The organism is Flavihumibacter solisilvae (assembly GCF_000814475.1).
GTDB lineage: Bacteria > Bacteroidota > Bacteroidia > Chitinophagales > Chitinophagaceae > Flavihumibacter > Flavihumibacter solisilvae.
This window is the reverse complement of sequence record NZ_JSVC01000007.1, coordinates 144,872-164,170: the sequence shown is the minus strand read 5'-3', so window position 1 is coordinate 164,170 and position 19,299 is coordinate 144,872. Positions and strand designations below refer to the sequence as shown.

Sequence of the window (19,299 nt, the reverse complement as noted above, 5' to 3'; positions counted from 1 at the left end):
ATGCGTCAATAAGTGAATGGGCCAGGTGTCAGGCGAGGGCTATATTCTTTTCGACCGCCTCTTCTTTCAGCATAGGTTGACGCTTCCAGTAAGTGAGACTTCGCCACAACCACTCAAACGGGCCGAAACGAAAGTAATGCAGCCACAGGTTGCTGAAGATGACCTGGAAAAGCCAGATGACAAACATCACGTAGTACCACTCAACGCGGCGAAGCTGGCCGAATTGACCAAAGCCCCAGCCATAGAAGATAGTGGTGCAGATGATGCTTTGCATGAGATAATTAGTGAAGGCCATTTGTCCTACCCGTGACAGCCATACCTGCAGCATCTTCAGGATATTGTATTTGTGCAAGAGGATCAAAAGGCTCATGTGTCCCAGTGCCTGCAGCAATCTTCTTTCCTGGTAAAGGTTTATGAACAGTCGTTCATACACATAAGAAAACTGCATCCTGATATCGAGATAGGTTTTGATATAGAAATAGTTGATGCCGAATCCGACGAGGTAACCGGTGATCAGAAGGATCCAGTAAAACTTTTTCGATCGCATGCCGGTGATGACGCCCCATTTGAAAAGAGCCATTCCAATAAAGAAACAGGCCAGTGCATCCCAGATAAAGAAGTGATAGAACTTGAATGTTTCAATTTTTACGTTTATGCCATTGAGATGACCCGTTATGCTGAAGTATCCCTTTCGCATTTCCTTACGTTCCTTTTCCACCTCTTTCATTACGTTCGCCGGCTTTCTTTTTTCCTGCCTTTCCTGCCATGTTTTTAGGTCTTCCTTCTGCTCCTCCGTGAGGTTTTTCTTTTGCTGCTGGAGTGCCAGTGCCTTCTCTCCTTTCTCCTTCACCATCCATGCCTTCCGCCAGCTGTAGGTTTCTTTGAAAGTGGCAACGAGCATACAGAAAATGCCGATAATCAGCAGCCACCTGGCGGCCATGTTGCGGAAGGGATACAACAACAATCCGCATAGAGCATATGAGTAAAGAATGTCGCCGGGCCATTGCAATACAAATGCATTGATGAGGCCGAACAGAAGCAGCCACATTAATCTCCGGTAATAGAAATCGGCGGGTGTAATGTCCATTTCTTTTTTCTCAAGGCGACTAAGAAGAAGTAAAGCGCCGGCACCAAAGAGCATGGAGAAGAGTGCACGCATTGTGCCTTCAAAGGAAAGAGCTTTTATGTACCAGGCATAGTAGTCGGCACCGCTTGTTTCATTTCGGATGAAGATGTTTTCGCCGAGTTGATATGATTCTGCGAAATATGGGATGTTCATCATGAGGATGCCGAGCAGGGCGACACCCCTGAGCAGGTCCATAACAAAAATCCTCTCCTTCTGCTGGGTGGGAGCTACAAGTGACATAGCTGGGTGTATTGGGTGTAAAGGGGGGACTTTTGCGTTTTCGCGAGGTAGCAGGGGAAAGTTAAAAAAAGATCGGGTACCTGGCAAGTTCCAGGCACCCGATCGGGTAAATTTTCTCCTGCTTTGCTTTTCTTGCTTACTTGGTAAAACGCACGGAATGGAGGGCTCTGTCATACTCTTCCAAACGCTCGCTTTCTACGAAATCGTAGCCTATTACAAACCCGTCGCGCGCCTGACGGCGCCAGTGTGTGCCATTTTGGTAAGTGCCATTACCCTGGTCGCCCATTGATTTAACAAGTGTGGTTGTTGATTCCGTTGTCCTTTCGATGGCAACAACCGGACGCATTGCCACGTCGCGGCAGGCAACATAAAATTCAGAACCGTCTTTGTAACGGAAGGTCCTGACGAGGTTGCCGGTTTCATCCCGTTGATGCAGTTCTGAAACGGCACCCGAGGGAATGTCCATGACCAGGCGGCGGTGCCTGGCACCTTCGTCAAAATTGTATTCGAGGCGATCGGTTTGCCCGGTTGGGCTACAGGATAAGGCAGCGGCAATTGTTGCCGACAGCAGGAAGCCGGATAAGGAAATTCGCGGTAACATAGCATAAGGTGTTTGTGTACCCTTAAGTTACCTTACCTCTATTGCAGCATAAAGTGAAATTGGATGAGTGAATGGTACATGATAATTTATATCATGAAATTCTTTTGTAAATGATGGCGGCTCCCTGGCCTACACCAACACACATGGTTGCGAGTCCGTATCCTGCTTTGCTCCGTTTCATTTCATGCAACAATGTTGTAGAAATGCGGGCACCACTGCTTCCCAGCGGATGACCTAATGCAATTGCGCCGCCATTCACATTTACTTTAGACGGATCAAGGTTAAGATCACGGATACATGCAATTGATTGTGAAGCGAATGCTTCATTCAGTTCGACAAGGTCAAGTTCATTTACGTTTATGCCTGCCCGTTGCATGGCTTTTATTGTTGCAGGTACAGGCCCGATTCCCATGATGGAAGGGTCGACACCGGCAGTCGCATGTGCAATGATCTCGGCCAGCGGTTCCAGTTGGTATCTACTTACAGCGTCTTCGGTTGCGAGTAAAAGGGCAGCCGCACCATCGTTTATGCCTGATGCGTTACCTGCGGTAACTGTGCCGTCGGGTGCAAATGCAGGTTTGAGGGCAGCGAGCTTTTCCATAGAGGTATCGCGGGGATGTTCGTCGGTTTTGAAGATGATCGTTTCCCGGTTGATGGTTACCTCGACGGGGATTATCTCATCTTCGAATTTGCCAGCCTGTTGGGCAGCGGCAAATTTCTGCTGGCTTTCAAAAGCGAAACGGTCCTGCTCTTCGCGGCTTATATTCCATTGCCTCGCCACATTTTCTGCCGTTTCGCCCATGGAGAAAGGGTGGTACATGTCGGCCAGTTTCTTATTTGTAAAGCGCCAGCCGATAGTGGTATCAAAGATCTCCTGTTTGCGGTTCCAGGCGCTGTCTGACTTCGACATTACGAATGGGGCGCGGGTCATGCTTTCCACTCCGCCTGCGATGTAAAGGTCTCCGTCGCCGCACTTCAGGGCACGGGTAGCGTCCATGATGGCCTGCAGGCCGGATGCGCAAAGGCGGTTGACAGTGTTGCCGCCGACGGTGACGGGAAGGCCCGCCAGCAGGGCCGCCATCCGGGCGACGTCGCGATTGTCTTCACCGCTCTGGTTTGCCGCGCCGGCTATGACATCTTCGATTTCGTCAGGGTTAATTTTTTTGTTGCGCCTGATCAACGCTTTGATTATATGGGCAAGCAGGTCGTCGGGGCGAACGTTGCTGAGCGTACCGCCATAGCGGCCGATCGGTGTGCGCACTGCGTCTATTACGTAGACTTTTTTCATGCGGCAAGTAACAAAATGAAAATTGAAAAGCAACATCCATCCCGCCTTTTTAGTTTCTGTTACCTTTGCAGCATGTTGAAACTTGCTAAAAAGAATATCCGCCAGCTGTCGAAGGACGAACTGGAGCAGTATTTCGTGGAAATGGGTGAGAAGAAGTTCAGGGCCAAACAGGTTTACGAGTGGCTCTGGACGCGCCAGGCGAGGTCGTTTGAAGATATGACAAACCTGAGTAAGGAACTGAGAACGAAGCTGTCGGAGCAGTTCACTTTGCCTGCGCTAGGCGAAGATGTGACGCAGTTCAGCCATGACGGAACGGTTAAAAGCCGATTCCGTACCGTGGACGGACATTTCGTGGAGGGCGTCCTGATTCCTACCGACGAGCGGAAAACGGCATGTGTGTCGTCGCAGATCGGTTGCTCGCTCAGCTGTAAGTTTTGCGCAACCGGTTATATGGAACGCAAGAGAAACCTGGAATTTGATGAGATCTTCGATGAGGTTGTACTGCTCAACGAGCAGAGTGAAAAGGCCTACGGCCGTAAACTGACCAATATTGTATTCATGGGAATGGGCGAGCCCTTGCTCAACTACAAGAATGTGCTGAAAGCAATTGAGATGATCAGTTCGCCTGAGGGTCTTGGGATGAGTCCGCGCCGGATCACCGTATCTACGGCCGGAGTTGCCAAAATGATCAGGCAGCTGGGTGATGACAAGGTGCGCTTCAAACTGGCGCTTTCACTGCACGCGGCAAACGACGCTAAACGCCATGAGATCATGCCAATCAACGACACGAATAACATTAAGTCGCTGATCGAGGCATTGAACTATTTCTATAAACAGACGGGAAACGAGATCACTTTTGAATATATCCTGTTCAAGGACTTTAACGACAGCCTGCAGGATGCAGACGAACTCGTGAAGATCTACCGGCAGGTACCCGCTGACCTGGTAAATATCATTGAATACAACCCGATTGATCTTGCTGCGTTTGAGAAGCCTGATGAAGACAAGACAATGCAATTCATGCAATATCTCGAAAAGCACCGGGTAAACGTGCGGCTGAGAAGAAGCCGGGGGAAGGATATTGATGCAGCGTGCGGACAGCTCGCAAACAAAGAAGTGGAGCCGGATGTGGAGACCTGACACCCGGTACCAGGCAGTTAAACCATATTCGGCGGAAGTAGTCAAAGGTGAAAAAGAGATATGTATAACAAACTCATTTTATTGCTGATGTCTGGTATTTTTGGCCTATCCCTGGTGGTGCAGGCCGGGGGAGGAAAAGACGGTCAGGGCGGGTCAGTGGCAGAAGCTAATAAGAAACTTGCCGCAGCGCAACGGAAGCTGAAAGACAAGACCGAGAAGAAGGCGTTGAAGGCGGAGACCCGGAAGCTGAAGATTCTTTAGTACTTTTGCCGCCATTCCTGTTGTAAAACAGTAAACTATAAAACATGAAAAAGAACTCAGGGTTCGAAAAGTTTGCGAACAAAAAGAAATCCGGCACCATTAAGGAAGCTCACAAGAAAGAGAGAAGGGAAGAGAAAAAAGACCGGGAAACCGCAATTAACCAACGATTCGAAGAAAAAAGACAGGCCCGGGCAACACGCGGGGGTTCTGAATCACCAAATTCAAGGTTGACCGGCGCGAAAGGCGCTCCACAACATACCGGTAAACCGGGAGGTAAGCGAATGACCACTGACCTCGGCACACCGGCAGCAAGTCATGCAAAACCTGGACAGTTCCGGAATGCTCCGTCAAAGGGTACGGGTGTAACGGATCAGGGTGGTCGCAAGGGCGAACCCAATACTGGCGCAACCACCGCAGCAGGGGTAAGCGGTGTGATGCCACTTAACAAATTCATTGCGCATAGCGGTGTGTGTGCACGCAGGGATGCGGCTGCACTAGTTAAGGAAGGAGTGGTTACTGTCAATGGAAAAAAGGTTGCGGAACCAGGCTTCAAAGTGTCGGAGAAAGATGAGATTAAAGTGAAAGGCAAACGCATCTCCATCTCCAAAAATCTCGTTTATATCCTTCTCAATAAACCGAAGGATTATATCACCACCACTGACGATCCGCAGGAAAGGAAAACGGTGATGGACCTCGTCAAAACAGCAACCGCGGAGCGGGTATATCCTGTAGGCAGGCTCGATCGCAATACGTCGGGAGTATTACTGCTGACAAATGATGGCGAGCTGGCGCAGGTATTATCGCACCCGCGAAACGAGATCAAGAAGATCTATGAAGTGAAGCTGGATAAACCACTGACTAAAAATGACTTTGAAGCCATCATTAATGGCCTCACACTCGAAGATGGGTTCATTGCCCCGGATGCCCTGGGATATGCAGACCCGCGTGACAAATCTATAATCGGAATCGAGATCCACAGCGGCAAGAACCGCATTGTGCGTCGCATCTTCGAGCACCTGAAATATGATGTGAAGGGTCTGGACAGGGTAATGTATGCAGGACTAACGAAAAAGAACGTAAACAGGGGCAAATGGCGGCTGCTTACCGAAAGGGAGATCAGGGTGCTGAAGCACTTCAATAAGGCAGTAAAGAAGGATAAGTCCGCCAAATAAACATACATGAAACAACAGCTCGAAATACTTGCGGAAACCGGCGATTTTATTGCGATCAATAAACCGGCGGGACTGCTTTCCATTCCGGACCGCGAACAGTCGGAGCCTTCACTCAAAGACCTGCTGCTGCGCCAGTTCGATTCGATATTCACCGTACATCGCCTGGATAAAGAAACCAGCGGCGTGATTGTATTTGCGAAAAACGAAGCAAGCCACCGGTTTTTGTCGCAGCAATTCGAGGCAAGGACAACTACGAAACTGTACAATGGCCTGGTACTTGGAAAGGTATATGATACCGAAGGAACCCTCGACCAGCCTATTGGTGAGCATCCGGTAAAAAAGGGCATGATGACAGTTGTGCGTAAAGGGAAACCGTCGATAACCGAATTCAGGCTGATAGAAAGTTTCCCGCAATACAGCTGGATGGAATTCCGCATCCTTACCGGCCGCACACACCAGATCAGGGTGCATATGAAGAACTTTGGTCACCCTATCGTGTGTGACCCACTCTACGGTGATGGTCAACCCGTGCTATTGTCATCCATCAAGAAAAAATTCAAACTGGGTAAGGATGTTCTTGAAGAAAGACCTTTACTTAACCGCTTGGCACTACATGCACGGTCACTCCAGATTACCGGCATAGACGGCAAGGAGCTTACACTCGAAGCACCTATACCGAAAGACTTGCGCGCCACGCTCCAGCAACTGGAGAAAGTGAACGCGGGTTAATACAGTACAGAACTGCAGAACATCAAGCGAAATGATTCTTTGGTCAAACGGATTATTCCATCCGTTTGGGATTGAGTCCCTTTGTACCAGTCCATAACCAAAAATCTATTTTTATGTTACGCACCATCAAACAATCCGGCTTCTTCCGCCCGGTAGCAATTCTTGCCTGCTCTGCAGCTTTACTGTCTTTTTCGTACAGGCTGGGCAGCGACCATTTTACCATTTCCATCAATGGAACGAAACTGATTGAACAGTACGTGGCCACGAAGTCACCTGCGAAGGTCATTTATCTTGATAAATATAATGCGGAAGACAAGGTCAGCATTTATTACAGTCATTGTGGAAAGATCGGGAGCAGCCGGACCGTATTGCTGAAAGACAGCAGGAACAACACGTTGAAAGAATGGAGTTTCAGCGACTCACAAAAAGAGGCGGAAATGACTTTCAAAATGAAAGATATCATGACCGTTCAACATGCGAATAAGTCAGCCAGGCTTTCTTTGTATTACAAGGCCGGCGAACTGGACAAGGCTATGCTGCTGGCAGGTATCAATTCCAGCCAGGCATCCACTGCTTCTGTTACTGTTCCGGACGATGCTTTCGCTGATAGAAAAACATCACTGTTAAACAAGTGAAATAAGCGAGGGAGGCGATGATAAGGAGTGCTGAAAAGCCGGCGCCTGCTGAAACCAGGGAAGCCATGGCGGCACTCACTACCGACATGCAGCTGTTAATACCCCAGGCCCAGGGAATATGCTGTGGGGAAGCTGCATCCAGGAACCTCAATCCTAAGGGAAATGGCATACCCATAAAAAAGCCGGGTAACGCCAGGCACAATAACAGCAATCCCGTTCTGCCCCATTCCGGCAGGCGGGACAAGCTGTTTACAGAAGAATTGAAAATGAAAAAGTAAACAGTAAAAAATGCGATGACAATCACTGCCGCTTTTTGGATTGTAGCCGGAGTCGCGGGCAGTTTTGACGATACATAGCTTCCGATGCCGGATGACAAAAGCATAACTGCAAGTACAAATGAACTTGCGTACACAGCATTGCCGGTAAAAAGAATGAACTGCTGAATGAACATGATCTCGATCAGCATATAACCTGTTCCGAGGGCACCGAAATAAAAGAATACCCACCACTTCGCCGCTCCGCCTTTTAAACCATATAGTGGTAGCAGGATCAATATGAAAGCGAAGATGACCAGTTGCACACAATTGATCACTGCGACGAGCCAGCCGAGCTCAAGAAAGGGAATGGACTGACTGCCGAAAATTTTGTTGAGCCGGGGCAGACTGCTCCACTTCATGAATTGCGAAAAGAATGGCTGGTCATCGGTGGCTGGTTTGATATTGAAGTCGTAATCGCGGTATAGTTGCGCTGCATGTCCGCTGAAGATCCGGTCGATATTCTGCAGGAAACCGGCGTCAGGAAGCCTGTTATAAAACATGCGTACATCTGCGGATATGCCGGGAAGAAGGACAGGATCGAATCCCATTTTATCACAGAACAACCGCGTAGCGATATATTCAGGAACCGTAAACGGGTTTCGTTTAAGCAGGAATGTTATAGTACCCCAGTTGCGGATTGCAATGATGTGATTATGTGGCGATTCACTACCTGAGGCAATCGCACTTTCGTAAAGTGTCGCTGCAAGTTTCAACCCGTTGCGGTAGGGATAGTCCATCCATGCCGTTGCACAAATAACTCCATCATCACTTAGCAGGTTGATCATACTTGAAAAGGCATCACGGGTGTATGTGAATTCTTCTTTCATAGCAAAGATGCCTGCAGCGCCACCGAATGCGCCTAGTGCAGGCAATTGGACCAGGTCATAACTTTCTTTGCTTTGGGCGATGTAAACGCGTGGATGTTTAGTGATGAGCTGAACGGGTTTCCGCAGGAATAGCGAATCAGCTTGCTGCAGCAGCTCATGATTAAGCAGGCTGGTTATTTGCACATTGGATTCGACGGCATCAATTTTTGTCGCGCCTTTAGCGAGGGCATGAGCAACCTGCAGACCTGTTTCTGCCTGCAATACCAGGACTTTCTCCCTTTTTGAAATGGCATAGGGCAGTGCCATCGTGCTATAATCGAGGAGGTGCATGGAATCACCCGGATGCCAGGATGCAAGCGGACCGAACCAGTCTGCATTATTGAATACGACGTTGTTGACCGGCACCTCTCCCTGGTAACTGAGACTCAGTGCCGGTGCGTACCGAAGGGCACCAGACTTTACCACATGAACATAACCAAAAGGGCCGCGTTCTTCCAAAACCACTTTCGATCCTGGCAGCGTCAGGGTTTTACTTAAACTTTTATAGGTTGAATAGTTGAGTCTGAGAGGGAAGAAAATACCTGCAAAACATACCAGTAACGAAACTATTGCGGAAACCTGTAACCATCTTGCAGCGACAGGCATAACACAAATGGCTGCGACTACAGCGAACAGTGCAGCGAAGGCCGGTAACGAGGCAGGTGCAAGCCACCAGGAAACAGGTACGGCAAGAATTGCGCCGGCAGCGGATCCGGCAAGATTTGCGAAGTAGATTTTTCCAATCTTACTGATAGCGGAAAGAAAGATCATACCAAGTGCGAGGGCACCAAAAAAAAATGGCAGCAGGAATAAACAGTAATGCAGCAATAATGCGAACCACTGTTTCGACTCCACGAACAGCAGGTAAGAATCGAAGCGTGCAAACAATGCATTGCCGAGGAAGATGGCAAGCATCATACACCATCCACTGGCGATCATGCAGAATGGTATAACCCGGCTGAAACGTTGCATCAGCCATTCCCGGCGAAGCGACAGCACCGTACCTGCTGCACCAAAGCCAAGTAGTGCCACTGAAATAACAAGGCTGGCGTAGTGATACCATTGCAACAGGGAGAACAGCTGAACAATAGCAACCTGGTAATCGATTATTGAAAGGGAGATCAACACAACGGCCGCTATAGTCCGCGCGTTGCTCATGGGTTTCGCTTGAAGGGAACGAATCGAACAGGCAGCAACGAGCTTGTCCGGGTTCTTCCTTTGATCTTTTCAACAAGCATCAGTTGCTGAACCATAAACGGTGAGCCCACGGGAATGATCATGCGACCTCCATCCTTTAGTTGTTCGATGAGCGGAGGAGGAATATGTTCTGCTGCTGCGGTGACAACGATGGCATCAAATGGCGCATGTTCCTTCCATCCATAATAACCGTCACCGCTTTTTACAACTACATTGTTATACTTATTTGCCCTCAACCGGCGTGTAGCCTGTTGGGCAAGTGTATCAACGATCTCAATAGTGTATACTTCTTTAACGATCTCCGCAAGCACTGCAGCCTGGTAACCTGAACCTGTGCCGACCTCCAACACCTTCTGCCCTTTTGCCGGCCGGATCGTTTCCGTCATCAACGCAACGATGTATGGCTGCGAGATCGTTTGCCCAAAACCGATAGGAAGCGGCCGGTCTTCATATGCATTCCTGACCTGGTCCTGCGGTACAAAGAGGTGGCGTTGTACTTTGCGCATAGCATGGAGTGTGGCGGGATCCTTAACTCCCCTTTCAACTATCTGCTGCTCAACCATGGCGTTGCGGAGGGTCGTGTACTGCCCTTCCTGGTCTCCCCCGCGGTGTAGACCGCGGGGGAAAATATCCAATGCAAGTAATATCAACAGCAGGATAGTTCGCATCAGAAGGCAGCTTTTTTAAGACCATCAGAAGTCCGGTCTTCGAATGGCGGACGCGGGTACAATTTCCTGGGTTTTTCCTTAACGAGCCGCAGTGCCTCTTCAACGCCCCTGATGAGTTGCGGATCGTTTCCTTTTACCAGTTCGGAAGGATCGTCCCACACTTCGAAATCGGGTTTGATGCCATAGCCTTCGGCAAACCACTTGCCAGTGTTGCCATAGAGTCGCGCATCAGGAACGGTAATAAATCCACCATCTATGAGGTTGTGACCTGTGGCGGGGCCAACGAGGATGCCCAGTGTTCTTTCGCCGATGATCGGGCCGAGGTTAAGTTGCTGGAATGCCCAGGGAAACGCGTCACCGCCAGATCCGGCCCAGCCATTGATGAGCATAACCTTTGGACCATCATTAGCGCGGAAAGGCCATACCGTGACATCAGCATCTCGCCATGCAATATTGTATAATACCGGCCTGTTCAGCATCTCAATGAACCTGTCGGCAAGTTGCCCGCCGGCATTGAAGCGTTCGTCTATGACGAATCCTTTTTTATCGATTTGTGCGTAAAACTGCCGCAACAGTTCAGTTTGACCGAGTACTCCGGTATTCGGCATGTACATATATCCAAGCTGGCCGCCGGATAACTCATCCACTTTTTTCCTGTTCTGCTCGATCCAGGCGAGGTGACGTAACCGTCTTTCCTGTGCAGGATTCAGGGTGGTGATCACGATATCTTTTGCTCCTTCGGACGAGTTTTTACTGTTGATTTTTAATGTGACGGTTTTACCTGGCAGTCCTTCAAAGTACGCATACGGGTCAATGTTGGTATCGAGCGGACGACCATTAACCGACAGGATGAAATCACCTTCTTTTACACTGATTCCCGGTTTATCGAAAGGCGATCGGACTTCATTATCCCACTTTGCCGGGCGAATGATTTTTTTGATCCGGTACCCTTTATCTGCCACTTCCCAATCAATCCCGAGAAACCCGTCTTCCCTCACGGGCGACTGCTCCATGTCACCTCCGCCAGCATAGGTATGGCCGGCACTCAGTTCGGAGATCAACTGCACGAGTATGTTGTTCACATCCCAACGGGTGAGGGCACCGTCGATCATGCTGCCATAATGTTCGCGTTGCTGGTTCCAGTTTACTTTATGCATATTCGGGTCATAAAACAGATCACGGTAACGCCGCCAGGTATCATTGAAAATCTGTTTCCATTCTTCCTGCGGAACAAGCACCATTTCCATGTCACTGGTCGGAAGCCGCTTGTTAATTTTTTGTTCGGGATTCGGTGAAATGATCGCGAAACCCTGGCCATCCCTTACCAGGATTGACTTGCCGTCAGAGGAAATTGTAAAATCATTGACCCCGGCCAGGATTGTCTTCTCTTCCCTTTTATCAAGATCGAAAAAGAACAGTGTGGAACTGCCGGGAACTGCACCGGTATTAGGAAAGCGCTGAAAGATGAGCTTTCCTTCGATCGGAACAATGCGTGAAATATTTCCGGCAATGACAGGAAGGATTTCTATCCGCGTTTCGAGATCTTCTGTCACGATTTTCGATTCGGGCGATGCAGGCTTTGGTTTGTCCTCGGGCTTTTTCTCCCCTGGTTTTGAAGCTGTAGCGGAACCCGGTGCTGCACCTGAGGTGGCGGAACTGTCCTTTTTCTCCGGTTTGTCTTCCATCTTCACTTCATCGTTCTTTGGCTGCAGCAATTGCCTGGTTGCAGGATCTAGTGCCACTACAGCAATTTGTGTGCTGTTGGCATAGATCCAGGAAGCATCCAGGCTGCTATAGGAAGGGGAAAAATTGCGGTCCGTTAGAAAATATAAATATTTCCCCCTGGGGTCGAATACCGGGTTAACATCGTTGTAATAACCGGATGTAGCCTGGGCGAGTTTTTTTGTTTCGAGGTTATACAGGTACAGGGCTTCGTTGCCATTATCGAGGCTTTTGGAGTAGGCCAGCCATTTACTGTCGGGCGACCATGCGACCTCGAATCCATTCAACGAAGAATATGACTGTTTCTTTGTGCGATCGATTTCATCAAGTGCGCCGGTAGCAACCGTCATTACATGGATGGATTGTTTGTGATCGATAAAGGCGATCTTTTTACTGTCTGGCGACCAGAACAACCGGAATCCGAAACCTTTCCCGAAAGATGTGAGTTTCTTACCGCCAGCAGATTGGCTGGCGTCCCTGATCCAGATCTCGTATTCGCCTGAGGCATCTGACCAGTATGCGATCTGTTTACCATTAGGCGACCAGGATGGATTTCGGTCAAAAGCACCGCTCGAATTGGTAAGGTTGAGAATATATCCCTGCTCTGCAGGAACACTGAACAATTCGCCCCTTGCGCCTATCACGGCACGTTTGCCATCGGGTGAAAGATCGAATGCCTGGATATTCCGGCTCACATTCACAGTTTTGGGCATGAGGGTGGACTGGTCATTCATGACATTGATCTTAATCTCCTTCGATTTGTAATCACCGGCATTCAAAAGGTATAATCTACCGCCGGCTTCATAAATGAGCTCATCGTTGCCTGCGGCAAGGTAATTGACGTCATCCTTTTCAATACTGGTAACCTGCTTCAGGTTTTTGGTATTGGTTTCATACACCCATACATTTCTCCGTTGATTTGTGCCCGCGTCAGAAACGTAAAAGATCTTATTACCGATCCATGCAGGCTTTCCGTCAGTCACCGGATTTTTGGTGATGTTCTCAACCTGATTCCGGGAGATATTATAGACGAGGATATCAGAAGCGAAACCGCCATGATAACGCTTGAACGGGTAATTTTCGGTGATGCGGGTAACATAGGCCATGTTATTACCGTCAGGCGCAAAGCTTGCCAGTTCACCGTAAGGAAGGGGTAATCGCTCGGGGAGCCCACCCGTTTTCGAAACCCTGAAAAACTGGCTTGCCCGGTTTGTCCCTTCTTCCCTGCCAGAAGCAAACAGGATGTTTTTTCCATCCGGATACCACTCTACCATACGGTCGGGCATGGAATTATATGTAACTCGGAGGGGAATGCCGCCGGTTACCGGCATCGTGTACACATCAATGTTACCATTATATCCTGCGCTGTAGGCGATAGTTTTGCCGTCCGGTGAAAAGCGTGGCCATGATTCTTCCCCTGCGGAAGATGTCAGCCTGTTTGCAGTTCCACCCTCCTTCGGCGCTATCCAGATATCGCCCCCGTAAACGAAAGCGATCTGAGAACCGGAAATGTCTGGAAATCTGAACAGGCTGGCATCTACCTGGGCATAACAGGAACAACTTAAGGTAACAGCTATTACCGGCAACAATTTGCGCATATGAGTTTGTTTGGAGGGAAGGAAATAGTGTTACTAAATATAAAATTTTTAGATGGATTAAAATACATACTCAGGTGCCGCAATGCCCTGGCAGCGCAGGTAGGTAACTGCCTGTCCGCGGTGGTGTGTAATGTGATCGTTAGTGGCATAAAATCCTTTCACAACATCATTATTAACATTTTCATCCCGGATCAACTTTTCAAGATCAGCATATGCTTTTGTCAGATGCCCGATCACTTTCTCCCTGTCAACTTCTGCTTTAGGCGGAGCCCATTCCGTTTTCCGGCCGCTGATAAAGTTATCCTGCCACCAGCGAATGCCATATGCAATATGATCCAGCTGTTCGCCAAAGTTCCAGACCGCATCGTTAGGTTTGAAATCATATTTGTCCGCAGGCATTGCAGCTGCAACTGCAAGTGTGTAGGCCCTTGAATTTGCAAGGGTTTCCAATAGTATCTTTTTCATAAAACTGTTTCCGGTAAAACTAGCGGCTGCAGTTGCGAAAGACTTTAGGAATCTTGCTATTTCACGGATCGCCGGAGCGACGGATCGCGGTACCTCGCAGGCGGGATAGAATACTTTGAAGTAAAGGATACAGTGAAATGTTCAATGCTGTTGAAACCTGATAAAAACGCGACATCAGAAACTGGAAGCCTGGTGTTCTTCAGCAACAACTCTGCATGCTTCAACCGGATAGACACCAGGAATTTAAATGGTGGCAAGCCGGTAAATGATTTAAAGATCCTGCTGAAATGGAAAGGACTCACATGGCAGAAAGTTGCGAGTTCCATAAGCGAAATATCGCGCACAAAATTATCTGTCATGTATTCTTTTGCCCGTTCGATAGTAACCAGGTGAAATTTTTTCAGGTTTTCTGTGATGTGCTTTTCACGCCTGTATGGAATGATATTGTGCAGAACCGCATCTGCTATATCGAGAACAAGATTATCCATGTCGAGACGCTGGGCAGTACCTGAAAGGGCGTTTGTCATTACTTCATGATGCAACAGTTCCAATTCGGGTCCGGCCTTGATCAGGGTTGAGTGAATGTCATTATCAAGGAAGAAGATGTTGCGTGGGAATTGTTCATGGAGAAGCGAATAAAATTCTGAAGTGAATTCAATGATGCTGCATTCATCGGGCACTTCATGGGCATGGGTGACGGTCCGTTCAAAGCCGGGCTTGGTCACCAGAATACAACCGTTGTAGGAATCGAGTGAATTCCTGAATACATTGAACAGGAAATTTCCCTTACGCACAAAGCTGATGCTGAATGATGCGCTGTATTCCGGCTTCGACGTATTGCAATCCATGCAGCGGCACTTAAAGTCGATCACCCGGTAAAAATCTGATTCGTATAACGTGAAAATATCCGCCTCCACTATATAATTTTTATTTTCACATTTTAACATCCATCATATTAGCCATCTGCCATTGCCACTTCGCAATTGCAAGATTTGGTGCAGGCGCGTTCATGATCACGAGTGACAATCCCTGGCGGGTCATGCACCAATCGGTGGTCACGGAACTATCTGCTTCGTTAAACACATATACTATTTTGAAATGATGCCGGGAATCGATTCCATTAAGCTGGCACACGAGCATTGCCCGGCCTACAGCATCATTGATATCTTCCTTCCGGAAGAGCCCGGTTTCAGAAAGATGACGGCAGTTGTACATGAACCTGATACTTTCCAGTACTTCTTCAAAATGCTCAGCCTTGCTGTTTAAGGTAGTTTCATACCTGCTTATCAGATCATACATAGCATTGAATTTTCTTGTTTTCAAACTTCCTGTTTATGGGCTTTCCCATGCTTCTCTTCGTATTGCGTGCGGAGCTGTTCGAACAGCTTCCGTTCTTCACTGCTAAGACTAACAGGAATAGATACCTGCAGTTTTACATAGAGGTCTCCGTGCTGGTCCTGCTTACCGTAAAATGGCATACCCTTTCCCCTGATGCGGATAGTCTTTCCGTTCTGAACCCCTGCATCAACTTTTACTTTTATGGCGCCTGACAAAGTCTCAATGATGGCTTCCCCGCCCAGTACGGCAGTATAGAGGTCTACCTGTTTGGTGAAATATAGATCGTTATCCCTTCTTTCATACAAAGGATGTGGCTTCACGCGGATGCGCACATAAAGATCGCCGCGTTCCTTTTCCGAGCTGCCGGGTGCACCTTTACCGCGGATGCGCAGCAGTTGTCCTTCGTATGCCCCTGGTTTTGGTGAAATGCGGATCTTTTCATCGTGCACCTGGATGATGCGGCTTGTACCATGAAATGCTTCGTCAAGAGTGATCTCGACCTCCGCTTCATAATCGCCACCTCGAAAGGAGGAAGTTCGTGACCGGCGGCTTTTTTTACCACCGCCATCCCCGCCTCCCTGGCCGAAGAAAGCACTGAAGAAATCGGAATAATTGCCGCCATTGGAATCACCGAAAAGATCACTGAAATCTCCTTCGAACCGGAAACCGCCACCGCCCTGGTCGTACTGTCCACGCGGAGCTTCCTGGTAACGGTTCCAGTTTTCACCAAGAGTATCGTATTTTTTTCGTGATTCCGGGTTGCCCAATACTTCATTAGCCTCATTAATGAGCTTGAACATGTCTTCCGCTTCCTTATTGCCTGGATTCTTATCCGGATGGTATTTGACAGCAAGTTTCCTAAAGGCCTTCTTGATCTCGTCCTGCGAGGCCTTTTTATCTACGCCTAATATCTTATAGTAGTCTTTATACTCCATACAACATGCCAGTCGGATGGGCAGGTAATAAAGTTACACACTAAATGATTAATCATTCCGCTTCAATGCCGCTGCGATGAGTTGGTAATTTTCCTCATCAAAGCAAACGAAGACCACCTCTGCTGGTGTATCGTTGCTATTTATGAAATCAATCACCGTGCCTGCTGCGATCACCGCCGCACGGTCTTTCGGGAAACCGTAGACACCAGTACTTATATTGGGAAAAGAAACCGACCGGCAGCCATGGGATCCGGCCATTACAAGGGAATTGCGGTAGCAGTCCGCAAGAAGTTTCTCCTCACCTTCGTTACCGCCATGCCACACCGGCCCAACCGCGTGGATCACAAATTTTGCAGGCAGATTACCAGCGGTTGTGATGACCACTTCACCGGTTTTACAACCACCCTGGCGGGCAACTATTTTGCGACACTCTTCGAGAATTGCGGGACCACCAGCCCTGTGGATGGCGCCGTCAACTCCACCGCCGCCCATAAGTGAGGAATTGGCGGCATTCACGATGGCATCCACCCGGAGTTTTGTGATATCACCCTTATGGAGTGAAATACGGGTCATTGTTTATACACTACACCTTCCTTCATCACAAAGTTCACTTTGCCCATGACATTTACATCATCCACCGGGTTTCCGTCAACTGCAATGATATCGGCCAGCTTCCCTTTTTCGATGGAGCCAAGTTGGTCGGTTACTCCCAGCAGTTCCGCCGCAGACAAGGTTGCAGCCCTGATCGCTTCCAGAACGGGCATACCTGCTTCTTTCATGTATACGAATTCCATCCAGTTTTTACCATGGGCAAAAACGCCCGCATCGGTACCAAAAGCAATCTTTACTCCTGCTTTATAGGCTTTGGCAAATGTTGCCTGGATACGCGGACCGATGCTCAATGCTTTGGGAGTCACGATTTCCGTGTAATAACCCGGGATCTTTGCGCTGTCACCGGTTGATTTTCCGGCAGTGATAGTAGGCACATACCAGGTACCGTATTGTTTCATCAGGGAGATGGCTTCGTCATCCATCATGGTACCATGTTCAATAGAAGTAACCCCGCCGCGAATAGCCCGTTTGATGCCTTCCGTGCCGTGGGCGTGCGCGGCAACAATAAAACCATAATCTTTTGCAGCGGTTACGATTGCCCGGACCTCATCTTCCGTGAATTGCGGATTGGCACCATCCTTTGCCTGGCTGAGCACGCCACCGGTAGCTGTAATCTTAATGAGGTCTGATCCATCCTTATAACGTTGACGTACCGCATGGTACGCATCTTCCTTTCCATTTACTACACCTTCCCTTGGGCCCGGGTCCCCCATCAGATCGCGGCGGTAACCGTTAGTAGGATCTGCATGTCCACCAGTAGTGGCAATTGATTTACCGGCTGTGTATACCCTGGGGCCGACCACATCTCCACGGGCAATGGCGTTGCGTAGTGCGATGTTCACACCTGATCCGCCAAGATCACGGACTGTCGTAAAACCGGTCATTAGGGTGATACGGGCATATTTGAGGGAGCTGAAGGCAATGTCGGGCGGATTGAGAACAAACCTGTCGGCAGCCGCACCACGGCGGGTCTCACTTTCCAGGTGAACGTGCATGTCCATCAGTCCGGGCATCACTGTCATCGATTTGAGATCAATCAGTTTGTCAGCTGATGAGGGTGGTGTATAACCAGGCTGGATATCCGAGATTTTCTTCCCTTCCACGACGATAGTCATGGATGTAAGCACTTTGCCCGCCTTAACATCGATCAGGCGGCCGCAGTGAATGATTGTCTTTTGTGCATTAAGGGTAATTGCTGAAGACAGCAGGAGCAGGCCAAGGATGTATTTTCCCATAAAAGCAAAAGGTTAGTAAAGTCGGAATTTACTAACCTTTTGCCGGATAATTGGACTTTTAAATAACTAGGATTTTACGTGAGAATTGGATTTTACGTTGTTGTTGGTTTTTAAGCGAAAATGGTTTTTAAGCGAATGGTTTTAAATAGATAATGTCTTTTACTGGATCATACCTTCTGATATCGTCTTAGCGCCTTTGGTTATTCTGATTTTAAACCCTTTAAAATCGTTCAGCATGTCATAGGTAAGCGGTACAGTCTGGTCCTTCATGGTCACAAGCGTTTTACCACCGATTCCATTTGCACCATTTACTTCGCCAAGCTCTGCATAAACGTGATCAGTCTCACTGTCTACATTATACGCTACCAGCGAAGTCTTGTACTGTTCACCTGCCTTGCGGAATGCTTCATGCATTACTACCTTGACAGATGCATTTCCGTTACTGTGTTTGGTGATACTGAAAACACCTGTTTCAGTTTCGGAACTTGTCAGATTTTGAAAGAGCGAAATTTTGGTCGAGACTGCAGCCGGTACTGGTACTTCAATCTCTTCCTTTGGTTTTTCTTCACTGTAACCATCGTTCTTGTTACAGGACATGGCAAATACGGTTGTGAATGACAACAACAGCAAGCCAAGTGTTGGATTGGTTTTCATATGTCGGATTATAGATGGCTATGCGTCGCGTAGACACAACCAAAATGGTGCCGAAAATTTTGTTGGGATAGAAGTACTATCCGGGGAAAATTTTCGCATAGGCCACGGGTTAAAAACTAAAATTACTCGCGCGGGTACTTCGCTTGTAACTTTTATTACATCTTTAAAACGCTGCCCGGTAGCTAAAAATTGCCACGTGTGGGGAAGAATTGTTGTATGCCCACAGAATGCAGGCTCATGCAGCGTTGAGCCGGCACCGTAAGGGTATTCTCATTTATCCGATAAGAGTTTTCACCTACACATAGGGGTAAAATAGAATCACTTTGGGTTAATTAAATGGAAATCTAAACTTTACAGCTTCGTTTTCAAATGATGGAAAAATGGTCGGATTTACCAGGTATCGACGGTGTGTAAAGACTTCTCCTGCTTTTTACAGTGCCATATACATAAGACATATACCTAATAACAACATAATGGAACATAAAAAAAGGACGCTCCTG

18 protein-coding genes are annotated in these 19,299 nt (G+C 48.3%); 5 read left to right on the top strand and 13 right to left on the bottom strand.

What is annotated here, in order from left to right:
- Positions 1-28: 28 nt before the first annotated feature.
- From OI18_RS07110 to OI18_RS07100, 3 genes are all read right to left on the bottom strand, one after another.
- Positions 29-1,366 carry a DUF418 domain-containing protein gene (locus OI18_RS07110; protein WP_039138443.1) on the bottom strand — a complete coding sequence of 446 codons (1,338 nt, stop codon included), beginning with the start codon at positions 1,364-1,366 and terminating at the stop codon, positions 29-31.
- A 136-nt stretch (positions 1,367-1,502) separates the two neighbouring features.
- On the bottom strand, positions 1,503-1,967 hold the full coding sequence (locus OI18_RS07105) for a hypothetical protein (protein ID WP_039138441.1): 465 nt from the start codon (positions 1,965-1,967) through the stop codon (positions 1,503-1,505).
- Between the two features lie 91 nt (positions 1,968-2,058).
- A complete protein-coding gene (locus OI18_RS07100; RefSeq protein WP_039138440.1) occupies positions 2,059-3,255 on the bottom strand; it encodes a thiolase family protein in 1,197 nt (398 codons plus the stop codon).
- 72 nt (positions 3,256-3,327) lie between these two features.
- Between OI18_RS07100 and rlmN the strand changes: the two genes are divergently transcribed.
- The 5 genes from rlmN to OI18_RS07080 all read left to right on the top strand — a co-directional run bounded on the left by rlmN (position 3,328) and on the right by OI18_RS07080 (position 7,192).
- The gene (gene rlmN / locus OI18_RS07095; protein WP_039138509.1) at positions 3,328-4,395 is read left to right on the top strand and encodes a dual-specificity RNA methyltransferase RlmN; all 1,068 of its coding nucleotides are present in this window, start codon (positions 3,328-3,330) and stop codon (positions 4,393-4,395) included.
- A gap of 60 nt (positions 4,396-4,455) precedes the next feature.
- Entirely contained in the window at positions 4,456-4,656 is a 201-nt protein-coding gene (locus OI18_RS24510; protein WP_152616758.1) for a hypothetical protein, read from the top strand.
- A gap of 44 nt (positions 4,657-4,700) precedes the next feature.
- The gene (locus OI18_RS07090; protein WP_039138438.1) at positions 4,701-5,828 is read left to right on the top strand and encodes a pseudouridine synthase; all 1,128 of its coding nucleotides are present in this window, start codon (positions 4,701-4,703) and stop codon (positions 5,826-5,828) included.
- A 6-nt stretch (positions 5,829-5,834) separates the two neighbouring features.
- Positions 5,835-6,557 carry an RluA family pseudouridine synthase gene (locus OI18_RS07085; protein WP_039138436.1) on the top strand — a complete coding sequence of 241 codons (723 nt, stop codon included), beginning with the start codon at positions 5,835-5,837 and terminating at the stop codon, positions 6,555-6,557.
- 113 nt (positions 6,558-6,670) lie between these two features.
- Positions 6,671-7,192 carry a hypothetical protein gene (locus tag OI18_RS07080; RefSeq protein WP_039138435.1) on the top strand — a complete coding sequence of 174 codons (522 nt, stop codon included), beginning with the start codon at positions 6,671-6,673 and terminating at the stop codon, positions 7,190-7,192.
- Here OI18_RS07080 and OI18_RS07075 read toward each other — a convergent pair.
- The 10 genes from OI18_RS07075 to OI18_RS07030 form a co-directional block, all read right to left on the bottom strand.
- The gene (locus OI18_RS07075) at positions 7,137-9,533 is read right to left on the bottom strand and encodes a spermidine synthase family protein (RefSeq protein ID WP_039138433.1); all 2,397 of its coding nucleotides are present in this window, start codon (positions 9,531-9,533) and stop codon (positions 7,137-7,139) included. The genes OI18_RS07080 and OI18_RS07075 overlap by 56 nt on opposite strands.
- Positions 9,530-10,240 carry a protein-L-isoaspartate(D-aspartate) O-methyltransferase gene (locus OI18_RS07070; protein WP_039138431.1) on the bottom strand — a complete coding sequence of 237 codons (711 nt, stop codon included), beginning with the start codon at positions 10,238-10,240 and terminating at the stop codon, positions 9,530-9,532. Before OI18_RS07070 ends, OI18_RS07075 begins: the two co-directional genes overlap by 4 nt.
- Positions 10,240-13,560, bottom strand: coding sequence for a S41 family peptidase (locus tag OI18_RS07065; protein WP_039138430.1), 3,321 nt, complete (start codon positions 13,558-13,560; stop codon positions 10,240-10,242). Before OI18_RS07065 ends, OI18_RS07070 begins: the two co-directional genes overlap by 1 nt.
- A 57-nt stretch (positions 13,561-13,617) precedes the next feature.
- Positions 13,618-14,025 (bottom strand): DinB family protein, encoded by a 408-nt coding sequence (locus OI18_RS07060; protein ID WP_039138428.1) that lies wholly within the window; start codon positions 14,023-14,025, stop codon positions 13,618-13,620.
- A gap of 56 nt (positions 14,026-14,081) precedes the next feature.
- Positions 14,082-14,942 (bottom strand): AraC family transcriptional regulator, encoded by an 861-nt coding sequence (locus OI18_RS07055; RefSeq protein WP_039138507.1) that lies wholly within the window; start codon positions 14,940-14,942, stop codon positions 14,082-14,084.
- A 16-nt stretch (positions 14,943-14,958) separates the two neighbouring features.
- Positions 14,959-15,324: a hypothetical protein gene (locus tag OI18_RS07050; protein ID WP_039138426.1), complete on the bottom strand. Its 366-nt coding sequence runs from the start codon at positions 15,322-15,324 to the stop codon at positions 14,959-14,961.
- 20 nt (positions 15,325-15,344) lie between these two features.
- Complete coding sequence (locus tag OI18_RS07045; RefSeq protein WP_039138425.1) at positions 15,345-16,298, bottom strand: DnaJ C-terminal domain-containing protein; 954 nt, start codon at positions 16,296-16,298, stop codon at positions 15,345-15,347.
- A 48-nt stretch (positions 16,299-16,346) separates the two neighbouring features.
- Entirely contained in the window at positions 16,347-16,871 is a 525-nt protein-coding gene (locus OI18_RS07040) for an O-acetyl-ADP-ribose deacetylase (RefSeq protein WP_039138421.1), read from the bottom strand.
- Positions 16,868-18,145 (bottom strand): metal-dependent hydrolase family protein, encoded by a 1,278-nt coding sequence (locus tag OI18_RS07035; protein WP_039138419.1) that lies wholly within the window; start codon positions 18,143-18,145, stop codon positions 16,868-16,870. Before OI18_RS07035 ends, OI18_RS07040 begins: the two co-directional genes overlap by 4 nt.
- A gap of 159 nt (positions 18,146-18,304) precedes the next feature.
- A complete protein-coding gene (locus OI18_RS07030; protein ID WP_152616757.1) occupies positions 18,305-18,799 on the bottom strand; it encodes a hypothetical protein in 495 nt (164 codons plus the stop codon).
- Between the last annotated feature and the right edge of the window lie 500 nt (positions 18,800-19,299).

What these genes read in the sequence shown, in the direction of transcription:
- OI18_RS07110 (WP_039138443.1), bottom strand. Translation starts at nt 1,366, where the DNA reads ATGTCACTTGTAGCTCCCACCCAGCAGAAGGAGAGGATTTTTGTTATG.
- OI18_RS07105 (WP_039138441.1), bottom strand. Translation starts at nt 1,967, where the DNA reads ATGTTACCGCGAATTTCCTTATCCGGCTTCCTGCTGTCGGCAACAATT.
- OI18_RS07100 (WP_039138440.1), bottom strand. Translation starts at nt 3,255, where the DNA reads ATGAAAAAAGTCTACGTAATAGACGCAGTGCGCACACCGATCGGCCGC.
- rlmN (WP_039138509.1), top strand. Translation starts at nt 3,328, where the DNA reads ATGTTGAAACTTGCTAAAAAGAATATCCGCCAGCTGTCGAAGGACGAA.
- OI18_RS24510 (WP_152616758.1), top strand. Translation starts at nt 4,456, where the DNA reads ATGTATAACAAACTCATTTTATTGCTGATGTCTGGTATTTTTGGCCTA.
- OI18_RS07090 (WP_039138438.1), top strand. Translation starts at nt 4,701, where the DNA reads ATGAAAAAGAACTCAGGGTTCGAAAAGTTTGCGAACAAAAAGAAATCC.
- OI18_RS07085 (WP_039138436.1), top strand. Translation starts at nt 5,835, where the DNA reads ATGAAACAACAGCTCGAAATACTTGCGGAAACCGGCGATTTTATTGCG.
- OI18_RS07080 (WP_039138435.1), top strand. Translation starts at nt 6,671, where the DNA reads ATGTTACGCACCATCAAACAATCCGGCTTCTTCCGCCCGGTAGCAATT.
- OI18_RS07075 (WP_039138433.1), bottom strand. Translation starts at nt 9,533, where the DNA reads ATGAGCAACGCGCGGACTATAGCGGCCGTTGTGTTGATCTCCCTTTCA.
- OI18_RS07070 (WP_039138431.1), bottom strand. Translation starts at nt 10,240, where the DNA reads ATGCGAACTATCCTGCTGTTGATATTACTTGCATTGGATATTTTCCCC.
- OI18_RS07065 (WP_039138430.1), bottom strand. Translation starts at nt 13,560, where the DNA reads ATGCGCAAATTGTTGCCGGTAATAGCTGTTACCTTAAGTTGTTCCTGT.
- OI18_RS07060 (WP_039138428.1), bottom strand. Translation starts at nt 14,025, where the DNA reads ATGAAAAAGATACTATTGGAAACCCTTGCAAATTCAAGGGCCTACACA.
- OI18_RS07050 (WP_039138426.1), bottom strand. Translation starts at nt 15,324, where the DNA reads ATGTATGATCTGATAAGCAGGTATGAAACTACCTTAAACAGCAAGGCT.
- OI18_RS07045 (WP_039138425.1), bottom strand. Translation starts at nt 16,298, where the DNA reads ATGGAGTATAAAGACTACTATAAGATATTAGGCGTAGATAAAAAGGCC.
- OI18_RS07040 (WP_039138421.1), bottom strand. Translation starts at nt 16,871, where the DNA reads ATGACCCGTATTTCACTCCATAAGGGTGATATCACAAAACTCCGGGTG.
- OI18_RS07035 (WP_039138419.1), bottom strand. Translation starts at nt 18,145, where the DNA reads ATGGGAAAATACATCCTTGGCCTGCTCCTGCTGTCTTCAGCAATTACC.
- OI18_RS07030 (WP_152616757.1), bottom strand. Translation starts at nt 18,799, where the DNA reads ATGAAAACCAATCCAACACTTGGCTTGCTGTTGTTGTCATTCACAACC.